Origin of the sequence: Streptomyces cahuitamycinicus, assembly GCF_002891435.1 — a bacterium.
Classification (GTDB): domain Bacteria; phylum Actinomycetota; class Actinomycetes; order Streptomycetales; family Streptomycetaceae; genus Streptomyces; species Streptomyces cahuitamycinicus.
The window spans coordinates 1-14,531 of sequence record NZ_POUC01000002.1; the positions used below are offsets into that span (position 1 = coordinate 1).

The window sequence follows — 14,531 nt, forward strand, 5'->3', positions numbered from 1 at the left end:
CCCTTCAGTCCGGCCGCGGCCATGGCCCGCGCCTGCGGCCCGGATCCAGTTCCGCAGCGTCTCCGGGTTCACCCCCAGATCGGTGGCGATCGCCTTGATCGTCGCTCCCGGCCTCGACCGGTACAACGCGACCGCGTCCGCTTTGAACTCCGGCGGGTAGTGCTTCATCACCATCTGTGCAGGACTCCTGTCCACCCGGACCATCAAGATCCAAGTGTCTCCGGTGTCCAACATCCGGGGTCAAGGCCCGAAGCGCTATGCCCCCGGAAATCACGCACGGTGACCCGCGGTCAGCGACGGATGCGGGAAGCCGGTCACGCACGACCTTCGTCGCCTCGCAGGTACGCTCCCGCACGCGCTGCAGCCACTGCGGCCTCCGCGGCCTGGTCTGCGGCGGCTGCGTCGAGGCAGTCGCTGCTGGTCAGCAGGCGGTAGTAGAGGGGGGCAGAGACAGCACGGATCACCTCGTGGACATCGGTGCCCTCGGGCACCTCGCCCCGGTCGACGGCCTGTTGGACGCAGGGTGCCCACTCCTTGACGCGGATGTCGTAAAAGCGGTGCAGGGCCTCGGCAGTCTTCGCCTCGCAGGTGGCGGCGGCGATCACTGCCTTGAACAGCGCTCCTTGCCGCGGGTCGGCCAAGGTGCGCTGCACGAGCCGGGCGTTGGCCTTGAGGTCACCGAGCAGCGAGCCGGTCTCGGTACGCGGCAGTGACTGCTCGGCCATGTCCAGCAGCAAATCGGCCACCAGGCTGGTCACCGTTCCCCAGCGGCGGTAGACGGTGGTCTTGCCCACCTCGGCACGGCGCGCGATGTCGGCGAGGTCCAGATGGGCAAAGCCATGCTCCGCCAAGGCATCCCCAGCCGCTTGCAGCACCGCCGACCGCACCCGCGCCGTGCGCCCTCCAGGACGGACGGTCCCCGGATCCGCACCCTCAAACCCCATAACGGGACTCCAGTTTCGTTAATCACTCGCGCCTGCTACGTTGAGGCTCCACACTAACGGAACTCCAAGCCCATTAGTTAGGTACGGGCGGCGAGAGAGGAACAGTCATGGAATACAGGCGGCTGGGTGCATCCGGTCTCAAGGTCCCCGCGTTGAGTTTCGGCGCCGGCACCTTCGGCGGCCAAGGGCCGCTGTTCGGTGCCTGGGGCAACACCGATGCGCAAGAAGCCCGCCGTCTCGTGGACATCTGCCTCGACGCCGGGATCACGATGTTCGACACCGCCGACGTCTATTCCAGCGGGGCCTCCGAGGAGGTGCTGGGCGAAGCGATCAAAGGCCGCAGGGACCAGGTGATCGTGTCCACCAAGACCAGCCTGCCGATGGGCGACGGTCCAGGCGATGCGGGCTCCTCTCGTTCGCGCCTGATCACCGCATGTGAGGACGCCCTGCGCCGGCTCGGCACCGACTACATCGACCTGTTCCAGCTGCACGCCTTCGATGCCGGCACGCCGATCGAGGAAGTACTGTCCACGCTCGACGATCTCGTACGAGCAGGGAAGGTCCGCTACCTCGGCATCTCCAACTTCTCCGGCTGGCAGGCGATGAAGTCCCTTGCGAGCGCGGAGAGATACGGCCACCCGCGCTATGTCGCACATCAGGTCTACTACTCCCTCATCGGCCGCGACTACGAATGGGAGCTGATGCCCCTCGGGCTCGATCAGGGCCTCGGAGCCCTCGTCTGGAGCCCCCTCGGCTGGGGACGGCTCACCGGCAAAGTCCGCCGCGGCCAGCCGCTACCGACCAACAGCCGACTGCACCACACCGCGGACTACGGCCCGCCGGTCGAGGACGAACACCTCTACCGCGTCGTCGACGCCCTCGACGAGATCGTGCAGGAGACCGGCAAAAGCATTCCGCAGATCGCCATCAACTGGCTGCTGCAGCGACCGACCGTCTCCTCCGTCATCATCGGCGCCCGCGACGAGAACCAGCTTCGCCAGAACCTCGGTGCCGTCGGCTGGACGCTCACGCCCGAGCAGATGGCGAAACTCGATGCGGCGAGCGGCAAGACAGCGCCCTACCCGTACTTCCCTTACCAGCGCCAGGAAGGCTTCGCCCGCCTCAACCCACCAGCTGTCGCGCCTCCGCCCGCTGCATGACATCCGCGTCAAGTAGCTGGAGCGGTATAGCCGCGCGTCCCAGACTCGGACTGGGGGCTGTCTCGATCAACGCCTGCCCGGGCCTGGACAGCTGCGGTGACAGCCTCTCCCCCCTGTTGCCAACTTGGCGGCACGACCACAGACGGTCACCAGCGAACCTCATGCAGAGAGGAATACGCGACAGCCGAATACGCGAGGTCGCCAGTGAGGAGCTGCCGCCGTAGGTGAGGTCCGCCTTCGCCTTGTGCGGGAAGGCGAGTGTGCCGCCAGTCGCCGCGTCGCCGCCCAGCTCGCTCAGGGCCGGGCAGCTGATGACGGTGACGTCGTCGTGCTGGGCCGGGCGCGCCGGCTTGGGAAGGTAGCCGCTGCCGAGGTCGCTCGGGTCGAGCAGGCGGGACTCGAGCGCGGCCGAGGAGAGCGCGGCCGGTTTTCCCGTACGGGAGGAGGGGGTCTGGTGCTTGGACCCGGTGGTGTCGGTGGAGCAGGCGGGCACGGCGAGGAGGGCGGTGATGCCGAGTGCGGATTGCGGGCGAAGCGGTGGCACTGTCCCTTCTCTCGGTGATGCGCTGAGGCAGCGTGCCGGCACCCGGCGGGCTCACAGGGTCTTACGCGATGTGTCCTCTCCGCTGCGCTGCCTGCCGGGCGCGGAGGGCCTGGTGGTCGTCCCGCGCGTTGCGGACCGGCGCCTTGCGGTGCTGGTCTCGGGCAGGTGGGAGGCGTCGGCGGGCAGATCGGCGGTCCGCCGCATCCGCCACACGAGCACGTCGCTGACGGAGTCCGCGGTGCCGAGTTCGCGGCGGCCGGCAACGTCGGACAGAAGGACGGCCGCGTCGTGTCCGGCGGCTTCGGCTTCCGCGATGGTCGCCGCCAGGGCGTACCAGCCGGGTTCGGCGAGGATCTGCTCGGCCAGCTCCGGCAGCGCCTCGCGCAGCAGCACGGTCTGCCGCTGGAGCATCGGCCGGCTCAGGCGTCGGCCGCGCTGGTGGAGCACGCCTAGGGGCTGGGCGGCGGCGGCCTGGTAGGCGGTGCGCAGGTGCGCGGCGGCCCGGGTAGCGGCCTCGGCCTGCTGGGCGTGCCCCTTCCTGGCGTGCCAGTGCGCGGCGGCGGTGATGAGGAAGAACAGCATGTCGATGGCCATGGCCGTGGTGGCTCCGTCCTCGCCGCGGCCGAGGGCCGGGCCGCTTTGGACGAGGTCGCGGGCGGCCTGCCGCAGGGCTCGATCGTGCCCGCGCACGGCGCGGACGTGAGAGCGCGAGGCCCGTTCGAAAGCCGTTGCAGCGTCGCGCAGTTCGCGGCGGGTGTGGGCGGCGGAGGTCTTCGCGAGGGCATCCAGGACCTCGCCGGCCGCTGCGATGTGGGCGGCGGCGACCGCGTCCTCGCCGTGCTCGACGACGAGCACGGCCTGCCACACAGCCGAGGCCGTCCCGCGGCGTGCGGCGGCCGGACTGCCCGGCCCGGTACGGATCGCATCCTCTCGCCGGGCAGCCGGAACGTCCTGCGCGTCACCGGCCCAGCGCTCGCGGATGCGGGGCAGCGACAGGTCGGGGGCCAGGCGCACGCCGGGGTAGAACACCGGCTCGCCGTCCTTGTTCAGGTCATCGGGCAGGGCGACCTTGTATCCGAGCAGATCGCCAGAGGGAGCGACCCGCTTCCGGATCAGGAGGCCGGCGGCGGCGAGCCGGTCGAAGAACTCCTCGTCGCTCCTCGCGCCGGCCACCGCCCGTCGTACGGCTTCGCGCAGTTCCTCGCGGGCGGTGCGCTCGCGACCCTGCCGCTCGGCTTTGTGGCGTTCGGCGCTGGTGGGCCGTTGGGCTGCGGTGCCGTCGCCGGGTGCGACCTGGCGGAGGACGAGTTCCTTCTCGATGAGCCGGGCTTCTGCCTGAGCGCGGGCGCCGGAGCGGAAGTCGTCGGGGCGGTGACCGTCCTCGGTGACGAGGGTGGCGACGATGTGGATGTGGTCATCGGCGTGGCGTACGGCGGCCCAGCGGCAGCCGGGCTGTCCGTCGCCGGGGTCGATGCCGGTGGCGGCGACGATGCGGCGGGCGATGCCGACCCACTCCTCGTCGGACAGGATCCGGTCGCCGGGGCCGGCGCGTACGGAGGTGTGCCACACGTGCTTGGCGGGGCGGGCATGCTTAGCGAGGGCCATCACGGGCTGGTCGAGGAGCTGCTGGAGGTCCTTGAGGGTGGCGTTCGGGTCGCGGCCGGGGTCGGGGGACATGCCGTCGAAGGAGGCGACGAGATGGGGGTCGGTGTGATCCTCGTACTTGCCGGTCTCGTAGAGGTAGTAGAGGAGACCTCTGGTGTCCGACCCGGACGGGTTGACGCTGGGGATCATGAGCAGTGATGCTCGATCAGCCGTGTGGCGGCTTCGTGGGCGGTATCGGCGGCACGCCGTACGGCGGCGACGGTCGCTTCGAGCTGAGGAACGTCTGCACCGGAGTTGAGTGCCTTGACTGCCTGGTTGAGATTGCTGCCGGCCCAGCCGAGCCGGCGTCGGCTGTCGAACAGGGCTGTGATGACTTCGCGTTCGTCGGCGATCTCGGCGCTGGTGCGGTTGAGGTCGCGGGCGGCGGCGAGCGCGGAGCGGGCGAGGAACCCGGCGACGGACAGATTGCACTGGGCGGGTCACGTCGGGCCTGCGGATCGGCACTCCCGCCCTGGCCACCCGTGGCTTCCAGGCCGAGGACTTCACCGAGGTCGCGGATGTGATCGCCGAGGCACTCAAGGCGCCTTCTCCCTTCAGGGCGGCCGACGCCGCAGCGCTGAAGCCCGGGTCAAGGCGCTCGCCGACAAGCACCCGCTCTACCCCGGCCTGTAACCGACACCCTCTCGCTGGGGCGTGCCATGACCGCTCGGCACGCCCCACCAATCCCACGGAGTATGGCGTGGCAATCAGCGTCTTCGACCTGTTCTCCATAGGCATCGGCCCGTCCAGTTCGCATACCGTCGGCCCGATGCGCGCCGCGGGGATGTTCGTCTCCCGGCTGAAGCAGGACGGCGTGCTCGCCCAGACCGCCGCGGTGAGGGCCGAGCTGTTCGGCTCTCTCGGCGCCACGGGCCACGGCACCCTCAAGGCGGTGCTGCTCGGCCTGGAGGGCTATGAGCCGCACACGGTCGACGTCGCCCAGGCCGACCTGGACGTCGAACGAATCCGCAGCACCGGACGCATCCGCCTCCTGGGTGCCGAGATCGGCCCGGCCCACGAGATCGACTTCGACGCCTCGACCCAACTGGTCCTGCACCGCAGGCGGTCGCTGCCGTACCACGCCAACGGCATGATCCTCTTTGCGTACGACGGCGACGGCGTGCCGCTGCTGGAGAAGACGTACTACTCCGTGGGCGGCGGCTTCGTGGTAGACGAGGACGCGGTTGGCGCGGACCGCATCAAGGCCGACGACACGGCGCTGGCCCACCCGTTCAGCACCGGCGACGAACTGCTGCGCCTGACGAAGGAGACCGGTCTGTCGATCTCCGCGCTGATGCTGGAGAACGAGAAGGCCTGGCGCTCCGAGGAGGAGATCCGCGCCGGCCTGCTGGAGATATGGCGGGTCATGGCGGCCTGTGTCGCCCGCGGACTGGGCCGCGAGGGCATCCTTCCCGGCGGTGCCGTGAGCACGCGCCCCGACACGCTGGTGGCGGAGGAGCCACTGGAGATCCGGCTCGGCGGCAAGCCGCTGGCCATCACCATGCGCACGCCCGGGGACGACTTCGCGCTCGCCGCAGGCTTCCTGGTGAGCGAGGGCGTCGTGAGCCGGGCCCAGGATGTGGCGAACATCGTGTACTGCTCGGGCGCCACGGACGACGGTTCGAACACATACAACGTGGTCGATGTGCAGCTCGCCCCCGGCGCGCCGCTGCCCGACATCACGCTTGAGCGGAACGTCTACACCACGTCGTCGTGCGGCCTGTGCGGCAAGGCCAGCCTGGACGCCGTACGGACCACGGCCCGGTGGCCGATCGCCGACACGCCCCCGGTCCGGGTCACCCCCGAGCTGCTGGCTGCTCTGCCGGACCGACTGCGGGCCGCGCAGGGGGTGTTCGACCGCACTGGTGGACTGCATGCCGCCGGACTTTTCTCGCCCGAGGGCCACCTGCTGGACCTACGGGAGGACGTCGGTCGGCACAACGCCGTCGACAAGCTGATCGGCCACGCGCTCCGGTCCGGCCGACTGCCGTTGTCCCGGACCATTCTGCTGGTGTCCGGGCGGGCGTCCTTCGAGCTGGCACAGAAGGCGGTCATGGCGGGCATTCCCGTGCTGGCGGCGGTCTCGGCGCCGTCCTCCCTCGCGGTGGACCTGGCGACGGAGACCGGGCTCACTCTTGTCGGCTTCCTGCGCGGCGGCTCCATGAACGTGTACGCGGGCGAGCAGCGGGTCGACGTGTATGCCGGGGCCCCGGACGGAGGGCTGACCAGGTGAGCAAGTTCGTGACCCGTTTCGAAGGACTCCACAGCCGTACCCCCGGCCCGACCCACAGCAAGACCCTCGTCGGCCCGCCCAGGCCGGGGCCACCCGGCGCCCACAGCCGGCCCCGCCGTGTCGCGATGCTCAGCGTGCACACCTCACCGCTGGACCAGCCCGGCACCGGCGACGCCGGCGGCATGAACGTCTACATCGTCGAGCTCGCCAAGCGACTTGCCGTCACCGGAATCGATGTGGACATCTTCACGCGGGCGACCTCCGCCGCGCCCCGCCCGTCGTGGAGCTCGCCCCCGGCGTCCTGGTACGGCATGTGGACGCCGGACCCTACGAGGGCCTGGCCAAGGAGGACCTCGCCGCCCACCTGTGCACCTTCACGCACGGCGTGACCCGGGCCTGGGCCGGCCACTACGACCTGGTCCATTCCCACTACTGGCTCTCCGGCCACGTCGGCCGGCTGACCGCCCAGCGCTGGGGCGTCCCACTCGTTCACACCATGCACACCATGGCCAAGGTCAAGAACGCCTCCCTCGCCGAGGGCGACACCCCCGAGTCGGCGGCCCGCGTTCTCGGCGAGACTCAAGTCGTACGGGCCGCCGACCGGTTGATAGCCAACACGGAGAAGGAGGCGGGGGAACTCCTCCGCCACTACGACGCCGACACGGCCCGGGTCGCCGTCGTCCACCCCGGTGTCAACCTCGAGCGCTTCCGAACTGACGTCCTGGGTGTCGAGGCCGGACGGGCCGCGGCCCGCTCCCGCCTCGGCCTACCGCAGGACGCGTTGATCCCCCTGTTCGTGGGCCGCATACAGCCGTTGAAGGCGCCGGACGTCCTGCTGCGCGCGGTGGCCAGGTTGCTGGCGGAGCGGCCATGGCTGCGCGAACGGATCGTGGTGCCGGTCGTGGGCGGGCCCAGCGGCAGCGGCCTGGCGAGGCCGGGAGGGCTGCAGAAGCTCGCGGCCTTTCTCGGCATTTCCGAGGTGGTGCTGTTTCAGCCGCCGGTCAGCCAATACCGGCTCGCCGACTGGTATCGGGCGGCGTCCGTCCTGGTCATGCCCTCCTACAGCGAGTCCTTCGGCCTGGTGGCCGTCGAGGCGCAGGCCTGCGGCACCCCGGTGATCGCTGCTGAAGTCGGCGGTTTGCCGGTGGCGGTGAGGGACGGGCTGAGCGGCGCCCTCGTACCGGGGCACGACCCGGTGGACTACGCGGCGGCGCTGTCGGGCTTCGCCGACGACCCCGCACGCTCCACCCGGATGGGCGAGGCCGCGGCCCGGCACGCCCGCTCCTTCGGCTGGGATACGGCCGCGGCGACGACGGCGGACGAGTACGCCGCGGTCCTGCACGAGCGTAGGCTCCATCACGTCTCATGACTCTCCCCTGCGGGGAGATGTGTACCGGCAGGTCGTACAGAGCGTCGTAACCGATCACGCCTGGTTCGCCCCGGACAGGAGTTCGCCGGCCTCAACCCGGCACCGTTCCTCAACGAGGAACGGACCGTTGCCACCCGGCCGTCCTTGCCGACGGCACCTCGTCATGCCGTTGGCGGGGCTGGGCACCACGGCACTCACCGCGCATCTCCACGTCCATCCGCTCCCCACACCGGACGAGTCGATCGACGCGGCTGGAGTTCATGTCATGCCCGCTGTCCGGCGAACCGGACGCGGTGGACGAGGACTTCCCGGGACTCGGTCCACACGCCGACCAAGCGCCCGGTGAACCCGCCCGCCACTTCTGTGGAGAGATAACGTCCGTCGAGGCGGGCGAGGACATCAGTAGCGGTTCCGACACCGATGATCAGTTCGATGTCGTCCGGTCCGTTCCAGGTCGGCTCCGTGGACCGGATGCGGAGGGGGACAGGGGAGTCGGGCAGCGGGCGGGAGCCGAGAACCGTCTGGATCTGTCCGATCCGTGCGACGGCCGTGACTTCGCCGTCGGCGACGCGCAGCCCGTACCAATGAGCACCGTCGAGCCGTAGCGCGACGGTGAACGTGCCCTCTCCCGGATCGACGAGGAAGTCGGCCTCCCAGTGGTCTCCGCCGACGCGGGTGAACAGGCCCGAAGGCCCACCGGTCCCGCTCGGTGCGTGACCCACGACCACCCCTTCCGGCACGCTGTGGACGAACCGGTCGGGACGCTGCCCTGGTGAGACCCACCTGGGATCCAGTCCGGGCGCGGAGAAGTCGTCCTCGAAGTCCCGCTGTCCCGTGGGGACATGGCCTCTGGCCGGTTCGAACCGCGGCCAGTCGTCCACCCAGGTGACATCGGCGAGGAACGTCTCACGCCCGTTGACGTGGAAGCGGGGACTGCGGCCCCGCGGCCGTGTGCCGAGATACACCGCTGCCCACGTCCCGTCGGTGCGCTCGACCAAATCGGCATGACCGACGTTCTGGACGGGATGAGCCGTGCTGCGGTGGCTGAAGACCGGATTGTTCGGGGCGGCCTCGAACGGCCCGCGGGGGCTGCGCGAGCGTGCCACCGACACCACGTGGCCCCGGTCGGTTCCGCCCTCGGCGATGACCAGGTACCACCATTCGCCGCGCCGGTACAGGTGCGGCCCCTCGGAATGGGCCAGGCCGGTGCCGTGCCAGACCCACCGCGGCTTCTCGAGGACCACGCCCCGCTCCGGATCGACCGCGACCTGCCTGATGCCGATCGCGGTCTCCGACCACGAGCAGTACGTGACCAGGCACGTACCCTCGTCATCCCAGGCGAGGTCCGGGTCGATGCCGTCGAGTTCGGTCAGACACACCGGCGCGGACCACGGCCCGGCCGGGTCGGTCGCGTGGTAGATCTGGTGACCACCGCGAGCATCGTCGATGTTGGTGGTGATCAGCCAGAACCGTCCCCCGTGGTGGCGCAGCGTCGGGGCGTAGATGCCGCGGCTCGATGGCGACCGGCCCGCGGGGAACTGGTCGTCCCTCGTCAGGGCGTTGCCGATCTGATGCCAGGACACCAGGTCCCGGGAATGCCAGACAGGGATGCCGGGACTGTACTCGAAGGACGAATTCGCCAGGAAGTAGTCCTCGCCGCACCGGCACACCGACGGATCGGGATACATCCCTGACAAGATCGGGGCGGTCGCCGCGTCGGCGCTCCTACCGCTTTCCGGCAGCATCGAACCCATGCGAAAACACCTTCCTTGATTCGAACCCGGGCAGCTCAGCAGCCGTTCGTGGGCACGTTCGCTGGTGAGGCGTCACTGAGGCCCGGCCGATGTGCCGGCCCGGCGGGCCGGGTCGTAGGCGCGCAGGAAACCGCACATGCCCAGGGTCTGCCGGGGCGGTTGGGCGATACGTGAGACGGTCGCCTGGTACAGGTGGTTGAGGTCGCCGTTGCGCAGCGAATCGATCTGCCGCAGCGCCGCCTGCGCGGCGGCCAGCGCACCGTCCTCGACGGTTTTCTCCCAGGCGTCCAGACGCGGCTTGACGAGTTCCACGGCTGCCGCGCAGAAGTCCTCGTAGGCCGAGCGGTTGCCGCGCCGCCACTGCCGCGTCAGCTCCCTGAACCCCTCGACGGCCAGGTCCCTGCGCGCCTGGGCGCGCCCGGGGTCGGGGGCCCCGTCGGCGTCGAGGAGCGAGGCCGCGCCCGGGTAGGTCGCGGGGGAGAGGTACGCGGGCGGGAAGGTCATGACCGCGTCGCCCGCCTCAGGAAGGCCGCTGTTCTGCATGACGACGATCACGCGCAGGTCCTCGTCGTTGATGGCCCGGTGGATTGTGCCGGGCGTGAACCAGACGACGTCTCCGGGATGCAGCTCGGTCGTCGTGATCCCCTGGTAGTTGAGGGTCTCCAGCCGACCGCGGCCACTGACGACGACGTAGCACTCCGCGCAGGTGAGGTGCATGTGGGGCGAGCCGCCGTGTTCATCGTCCGCCGTAGGCCAGGGGTACACCTGGAGCTGGCTGAGCCCCACTGCTCCGGGGAAGTCGGGGAGGGGGGTCACAGCGCGAACCTCTGCGCGATCGGTTCGAGTTCGCGGCGATCCACCATGCGGTCGAGGAACACGAACCGGTGGCTCAGAGACAGCACTTCACCGGGTGCCAGCTTGATCTCCGTGTCGAAGGCGGGCGAGGGGTTGAGGCAGGCAAAGGCGCTGCTGCGGGCGAACCACGTCAGCGGGGTGGAGGCGCTGGTGGTGCCGGCGTAGGCGAGGACCGTGGCACCGCCGTCGAGTTCGTCGTGCTCACCGGTGATGGCCGCCCAGGCGCCCCGGGTGCCCATGACGGCGTCGCCCTCGTGGCCCCCGTCGGCGATGACGTCCGCGCCGGTCCAGGCCCTGGGCCCCCGCCAGAACAGTCCCGTGTAGCCGGCGCCCGGGCGGCCGTGCGTGGTGGGGCTGCCCATCTCCAGCGGTTCGTGGCGGACGTTGGTCAGGGCGGTGGTGAAGTCCAGCGCCCAGACTCCGTCGGCGGTGTCGGCGCTGTGGAAGCGGAGGGTGCGCGTCTCGTCGATCCACACCTCGTCCCGGGAGGAGATCCAGTCCAGGCCCTGGACGACGGACACTTCGCTGCCGCCGAGGTCCTGCGGCTCGAAGGCGCGGTGCACCTGTCGGCCGTGGTTCTCACGCCAGACGTAGCCATGGCCGGGCGCGCCCTGCTGGAAGGTCGGACCGCCCCAGAAGTTGTCGCCGGACAGATGCGACCAGGTCATCTGCAGCCCCTTGTGCCAGCGGTGGTCCCAGGGCCGGTAGACGCCCACGGGTGCGCCGGAGAGGGTTGTCAGCGGATAGAGGTAGGGCTTGGGGGACTCTTCGAGGGGGGTGTCCGGCCGGTACACGTACGTGGCGAGGTCCGTGCCCGCGGCCGAGACCACGAACCGGGTTCCGGCGGCGTCGTGGTCGATGCGGAAGGGGGTGTCAGACACCGGTCTTCTCCTTGGCGGCGTTGTCCCGGGCGGCGCTGGGGCGACCGCTCATGGAGTGGTAGTAGGGGTTGGCCGGGGTGATCATGTCCGGGGTGACTGGGCGTCCGGTCATCGCCGACTCGTACAGGGCGGCGATGAAGGCCAGGGCGCGGCGGCCGTCGTCGCCGCTGGCCTCGGGGCGTTGTCCGGCGCGCAGGGCCTCCAGCAGCACGCGCAACTGCGCGGCATGAGAACTGGCTTCGTCGTCCAGCGGCGCACCCAAATCCGCGGCTGTGGCGTCGGCCCGGTGAGGTGCGGGGGTCCACGTCCAGTGGGAGTTGTCGTAGCCGTAGAGGTGGGACAGCTCGACGGTGGCCTCGGGGAAGTCGAAGCGCAGGTAGCTGGTCTCTCGGGGGGAGAGGAGACTGTTGACCATGGACACCATCGCGCCATTGGCGAAGCGGACCATCGCCATGGAGACGTCCTCGGTCTCCACGTCGCGGGCCAACGTTCCCATGGCGGCGCGGACTTCGGTCCACTCGCCCATCAGGGACAGCATGAGGTCCATCTGGTGGATGCCGTGGCCCATGGTGGGGCCACCGCCCTCGGTCTCCCACTTGCCGCGCCAGGGGACCTCGAAGTAGGCGTCGTCCCGGTACCACAGGGTGTGGCAGACGCCGACCAGAGGAGCGCCGAGGCTGCCGGTTCGGATGTGTTCTCGCAGGGCCCGGGCGGCGGACCCGAACCGGTGCTGGAAGACGTAGGAGACGTAAGGGCCGCCCTCGCGCTCGTGGGCGGCGACGGCGTCGTACTCGGCCACCGAGAGGGTGGGAGGCTTCTCGCACCACACCGACGCGCCGGCGTCCAGACAGGCGGTGATGGCCTCGCCGTGGGCGATCGGGGGCGTGCAGACGATGACCAGGTCCGGGCGCTCATCCTGGAGCATCCGGTCGAGGCTGTCGTAGGCGGCGGGAATGCCCCAACGGGCGGCGAAGGCCTCGGCGCGCTGCAGGTCGACGTCTACGACGGCGATGGCGACTGCCTCGCCGCTTTGGGCCTGGACGGCGGGCATATGGCAGCCGTCGGCGATGTTTCCGGCGCCGACGATCGCCACCCGCGAGGGCTGGTTGTACTCGGTCATGTGGCTCTTTCGTGGAAGCTCGGGCGGTGCCCGGGCGTGGCACCGGCGGTCGTCAAACCGTTGACGAAGAAGGTCGGTTCGAGCTGCTCAGCTCAAGGCGTGCACGCGGGGCCGTGCGGTCGAGGGGGACAACGCTGTCGGATGAACTCGGCTTTCGCCGACACGGGGCAGCAGCCCGAACGTAGTGAACGGTCACCTTCATGGTCAAGAGTTACGGAGTGATCGTTCACATTTTTGCGTGACGTCTTATCGGGACCGCCGCGGATTTCAGTGGGGGGCCGGCCCGCTCGACCCACGCGGCACGAGGTGGAAGAGATCCTCGACCTCGGACTCCGGCGCGGGCTCGCCACGCAGAAGCGCGAGCAGCGACAGCATCGACCGGCGGCCTACTTCTTCCTTGTTGATGTGCACCGTCGAGATGCTCGGCGAGAAGTACCGGGTGAACTCCTCGTCGTCCCAGCCGAAGACGCTCATCTCCTCGGGCACCCGCACACCGCGGTCCTGGAAGCCGCGGAGTACCCCCAGGGCGACGTAGTCGTTGGCGGCCAGCACGGCCGTGACGCCGGAATCGGCCGGCAGGTCCCGCGCGGCCTCATAGCCTGAGCGCACGGACCAGTCCCCGTCGACGACGCGGTAGGACGTGAGGCCCAGTCGCTCGACCGCCTCCACGTAGACCGCCCGCCGGTTGCGTGCCGAGGCCCAGTCCTGCGAGCCGGCGACGTGGAGGAACCGGCGATGTCCCTGGCCGGCGAGGTGACGCAGGATCTTCTCGGCGGGGCGTCCGTCGGCCAGTCGTCCCCGGGACTGGAGGTTGTCGTCGTACTCGCCCAGCACCACCACGGGCCGCTGCCCGGCGCCTTGGCCGCCGGCGAGGTCCCCGAGCGGCACCAGGGACAGCACCCCGTCCGCCTGCCGGGTCTCCAGCAGGGACAGCACGCTGCGGGCGCGCCGCGACTCGCCGCCCTCCAGCCCGACGACGTCGGTCATGTACCCGGCCTCGTGCGCCGCGGCCGAGGCACCCCTCAGCAGGGGAATCGGAACGAAGCCACTCAACTCGGGCAACACGATGGTGATCCGGTGGGACCGCTGTGTGCGCATCGACCTGGCCATGAGGTTGGGCCGGTAGTCCAGCTCGGCGACGGCGCGCTCGATCCTCCCTCGCGTCGCCGGCTTCATGCCGCTGTCGTTCTTCAGGAACCTGGACACGGTCTGGTGCGACACGCCCGCCCGCTTGGCGACCTCCCATATGGTCGGCCGTTTCCTCTCCGGGTTGGAGGCCGCCCCCGGGCCGGCGGCTTTCGCGGCGGATCGACCGGCCTTCCGCGACGGGAGAGGACGCCCCGCCTGCTCGCACAGGAACTCCAGCAGCTCCGCGCCGGACGCCTCCTCGGGCAGCCCGTAGGTACCGGCGAAGCCCGCGACCAGTGGCGCGAGGTCGTCGACGCGCAGCAGGCCACGGGCGGCGGCTTCGGCGACGCACGCGCCCGTACGGGCCGCGTCGGCTCGGTCTTCCAGCAGGTCGACGACGGTACGCGGCACGGTGGTGACGGGCAGCCCGTCGACGACGGTGATGTCCTCGGCGTCCGTGGCCGCGCGGTGCAGCGCGACGGTCCCGTCACGCGTGGTACGGCGTGACGAGACCGTCAGCTCCACGGGGTCTTCGGGCCGGCCGCCCAGGCCGTGCACCGCACACGCGGAGGTATGGGAGACGACGCCCGACCTGGGGCCGAAAGTGCGGCGGTCCCCCGCCGGGGTACCGGGGTCCAGCCGCAGCCAGGCGACCTTGATCCTGAGGTGCTCCGGCGGGGGAGAGGCGGCCAGGCGGTACACCCCGTGGCCCACACTCTCCAGCGCCCCGGACCGCTCCAGCCGCAGGAGCTGGACGCCCTGCACGCCGTCCAGCTTCGCCTGGGCGGTGGTCACCAGACCCCACTGGCCGGCGGCCCTGGCATCCAGAGCCCGCAACACGTCGGCCTGAGTCATGCAGCAATCATTACACGAGCATCCTGTGTCGCCCCCTCCCCCGC

Annotated in this window: 12 protein-coding genes and 2 pseudogenes; 5 read left to right on the forward strand and 9 right to left on the reverse strand. The window is 70.4% G+C overall.

Annotation, left to right across the window (positions count from 1 at the left end; translation table 11 throughout):
• A partial coding sequence (locus C1J00_RS00470; RefSeq protein ID WP_219728296.1) for a transposase occupies window positions 1-234 on the reverse strand: 234 nt, incomplete at its 3' end.
• Between the two features lie 80 nt (window positions 235-314).
• A complete protein-coding gene (locus C1J00_RS00475) occupies window positions 315-944 on the reverse strand; it encodes a TetR/AcrR family transcriptional regulator (protein ID WP_102907043.1) in 630 nt (209 codons plus the stop codon).
• A 107-nt stretch (window positions 945-1,051) separates the two neighbouring features.
• On the opposite strand from C1J00_RS00475, the gene C1J00_RS00480 reads away from it, so the two are divergent.
• Window positions 1,052-2,104 carry an aldo/keto reductase gene (locus C1J00_RS00480; protein WP_102907044.1) on the forward strand — a complete coding sequence of 351 codons (1,053 nt, stop codon included), beginning with the start codon at window positions 1,052-1,054 and terminating at the stop codon, window positions 2,102-2,104.
• Here C1J00_RS00480 and C1J00_RS46190 read toward each other — a convergent pair.
• Window positions 2,067-2,648: a hypothetical protein gene (locus C1J00_RS46190; RefSeq protein ID WP_245936113.1), complete on the reverse strand. Its 582-nt coding sequence runs from the start codon at window positions 2,646-2,648 to the stop codon at window positions 2,067-2,069. The two genes, C1J00_RS00480 and C1J00_RS46190, sit on opposite strands and share 38 nt — an antisense overlap.
• A 51-nt stretch (window positions 2,649-2,699) precedes the next feature.
• Window positions 2,700-4,442 carry a relaxase/mobilization nuclease domain-containing protein gene (locus C1J00_RS00490; protein WP_102907045.1) on the reverse strand — a complete coding sequence of 581 codons (1,743 nt, stop codon included), beginning with the start codon at window positions 4,440-4,442 and terminating at the stop codon, window positions 2,700-2,702.
• Between the two features lie 8 nt (window positions 4,443-4,450).
• On the opposite strand from C1J00_RS00490, the gene C1J00_RS46195 reads away from it, so the two are divergent.
• The 4 genes and pseudogenes from C1J00_RS46195 (at window position 4,451) to mshA (ending at window position 7,894) form a co-directional block, all read left to right on the forward strand.
• Window positions 4,451-4,816 (forward strand): hypothetical protein, encoded by a 366-nt coding sequence (locus C1J00_RS46195; RefSeq protein ID WP_245936114.1) that lies wholly within the window; start codon window positions 4,451-4,453, stop codon window positions 4,814-4,816.
• Window positions 4,817-5,061: 245 nt separating this feature from the next.
• Window positions 5,062-5,412: pseudogene (locus C1J00_RS46205) on the forward strand (serine dehydratase beta chain); the annotation flags it as partial.
• A gap of 246 nt (window positions 5,413-5,658) precedes the next feature.
• Window positions 5,659-6,525 carry a formate dehydrogenase accessory sulfurtransferase FdhD gene (gene fdhD / locus C1J00_RS46210; protein WP_245936123.1) on the forward strand — a complete coding sequence of 289 codons (867 nt, stop codon included), beginning with the start codon at window positions 5,659-5,661 and terminating at the stop codon, window positions 6,523-6,525.
• Between the two features lie 125 nt (window positions 6,526-6,650).
• A pseudogene (gene mshA / locus C1J00_RS00505) lies at window positions 6,651-7,894 on the forward strand (D-inositol-3-phosphate glycosyltransferase).
• Between the two features lie 263 nt (window positions 7,895-8,157).
• Here mshA and C1J00_RS00510 read toward each other — a convergent pair.
• The 5 genes from C1J00_RS00510 to C1J00_RS00530 all read right to left on the reverse strand — a co-directional run bounded on the left by C1J00_RS00510 (window position 8,158) and on the right by C1J00_RS00530 (window position 14,487).
• A complete protein-coding gene (locus C1J00_RS00510) occupies window positions 8,158-9,648 on the reverse strand; it encodes a glycoside hydrolase family 43 protein (RefSeq protein ID WP_219728293.1) in 1,491 nt (496 codons plus the stop codon).
• Window positions 9,649-9,720: 72 nt separating this feature from the next.
• A complete protein-coding gene (locus C1J00_RS00515) occupies window positions 9,721-10,464 on the reverse strand; it encodes a cupin domain-containing protein (RefSeq protein WP_245936116.1) in 744 nt (247 codons plus the stop codon).
• Window positions 10,461-11,384 (reverse strand): DUF6807 domain-containing protein, encoded by a 924-nt coding sequence (locus C1J00_RS00520; protein ID WP_102907048.1) that lies wholly within the window; start codon window positions 11,382-11,384, stop codon window positions 10,461-10,463. Before C1J00_RS00520 ends, C1J00_RS00515 begins: the two co-directional genes overlap by 4 nt.
• Window positions 11,377-12,504, reverse strand: coding sequence for a Gfo/Idh/MocA family protein (locus tag C1J00_RS00525; protein WP_102907049.1), 1,128 nt, complete (start codon window positions 12,502-12,504; stop codon window positions 11,377-11,379). The genes C1J00_RS00520 and C1J00_RS00525 overlap by 8 nt, the downstream gene beginning before the upstream one ends.
• Window positions 12,505-12,771: 267 nt before the next feature.
• Window positions 12,772-14,487: a substrate-binding domain-containing protein gene (locus C1J00_RS00530; RefSeq protein ID WP_102907050.1), complete on the reverse strand. Its 1,716-nt coding sequence runs from the start codon at window positions 14,485-14,487 to the stop codon at window positions 12,772-12,774.
• Window positions 14,488-14,531: the final 44 nt, after the last annotated feature.

What these genes read in the sequence shown, in the direction of transcription:
- C1J00_RS00510 (WP_219728293.1), bottom strand. Translation starts at nt 9,648, where the DNA reads ATGGGTTCGATGCTGCCGGAAAGCGGTAGGAGCGCCGACGCGGCGACC.
- C1J00_RS00525 (WP_102907049.1), bottom strand. Translation starts at nt 12,504, where the DNA reads ATGACCGAGTACAACCAGCCCTCGCGGGTGGCGATCGTCGGCGCCGGA.
- C1J00_RS00530 (WP_102907050.1), bottom strand. Translation starts at nt 14,487, where the DNA reads ATGACTCAGGCCGACGTGTTGCGGGCTCTGGATGCCAGGGCCGCCGGC.
- C1J00_RS00490 (WP_102907045.1), bottom strand. Translation starts at nt 4,442, where the DNA reads ATGATCCCCAGCGTCAACCCGTCCGGGTCGGACACCAGAGGTCTCCTC.
- fdhD (WP_245936123.1), top strand. Translation starts at nt 5,659, where the DNA reads ATGGCGGCCTGTGTCGCCCGCGGACTGGGCCGCGAGGGCATCCTTCCC.
- C1J00_RS00480 (WP_102907044.1), top strand. Translation starts at nt 1,052, where the DNA reads ATGGAATACAGGCGGCTGGGTGCATCCGGTCTCAAGGTCCCCGCGTTG.
- C1J00_RS46195 (WP_245936114.1), top strand. Translation starts at nt 4,451, where the DNA reads ATGCTCGATCAGCCGTGTGGCGGCTTCGTGGGCGGTATCGGCGGCACG.
- C1J00_RS00475 (WP_102907043.1), bottom strand. Translation starts at nt 944, where the DNA reads ATGGGGTTTGAGGGTGCGGATCCGGGGACCGTCCGTCCTGGAGGGCGC.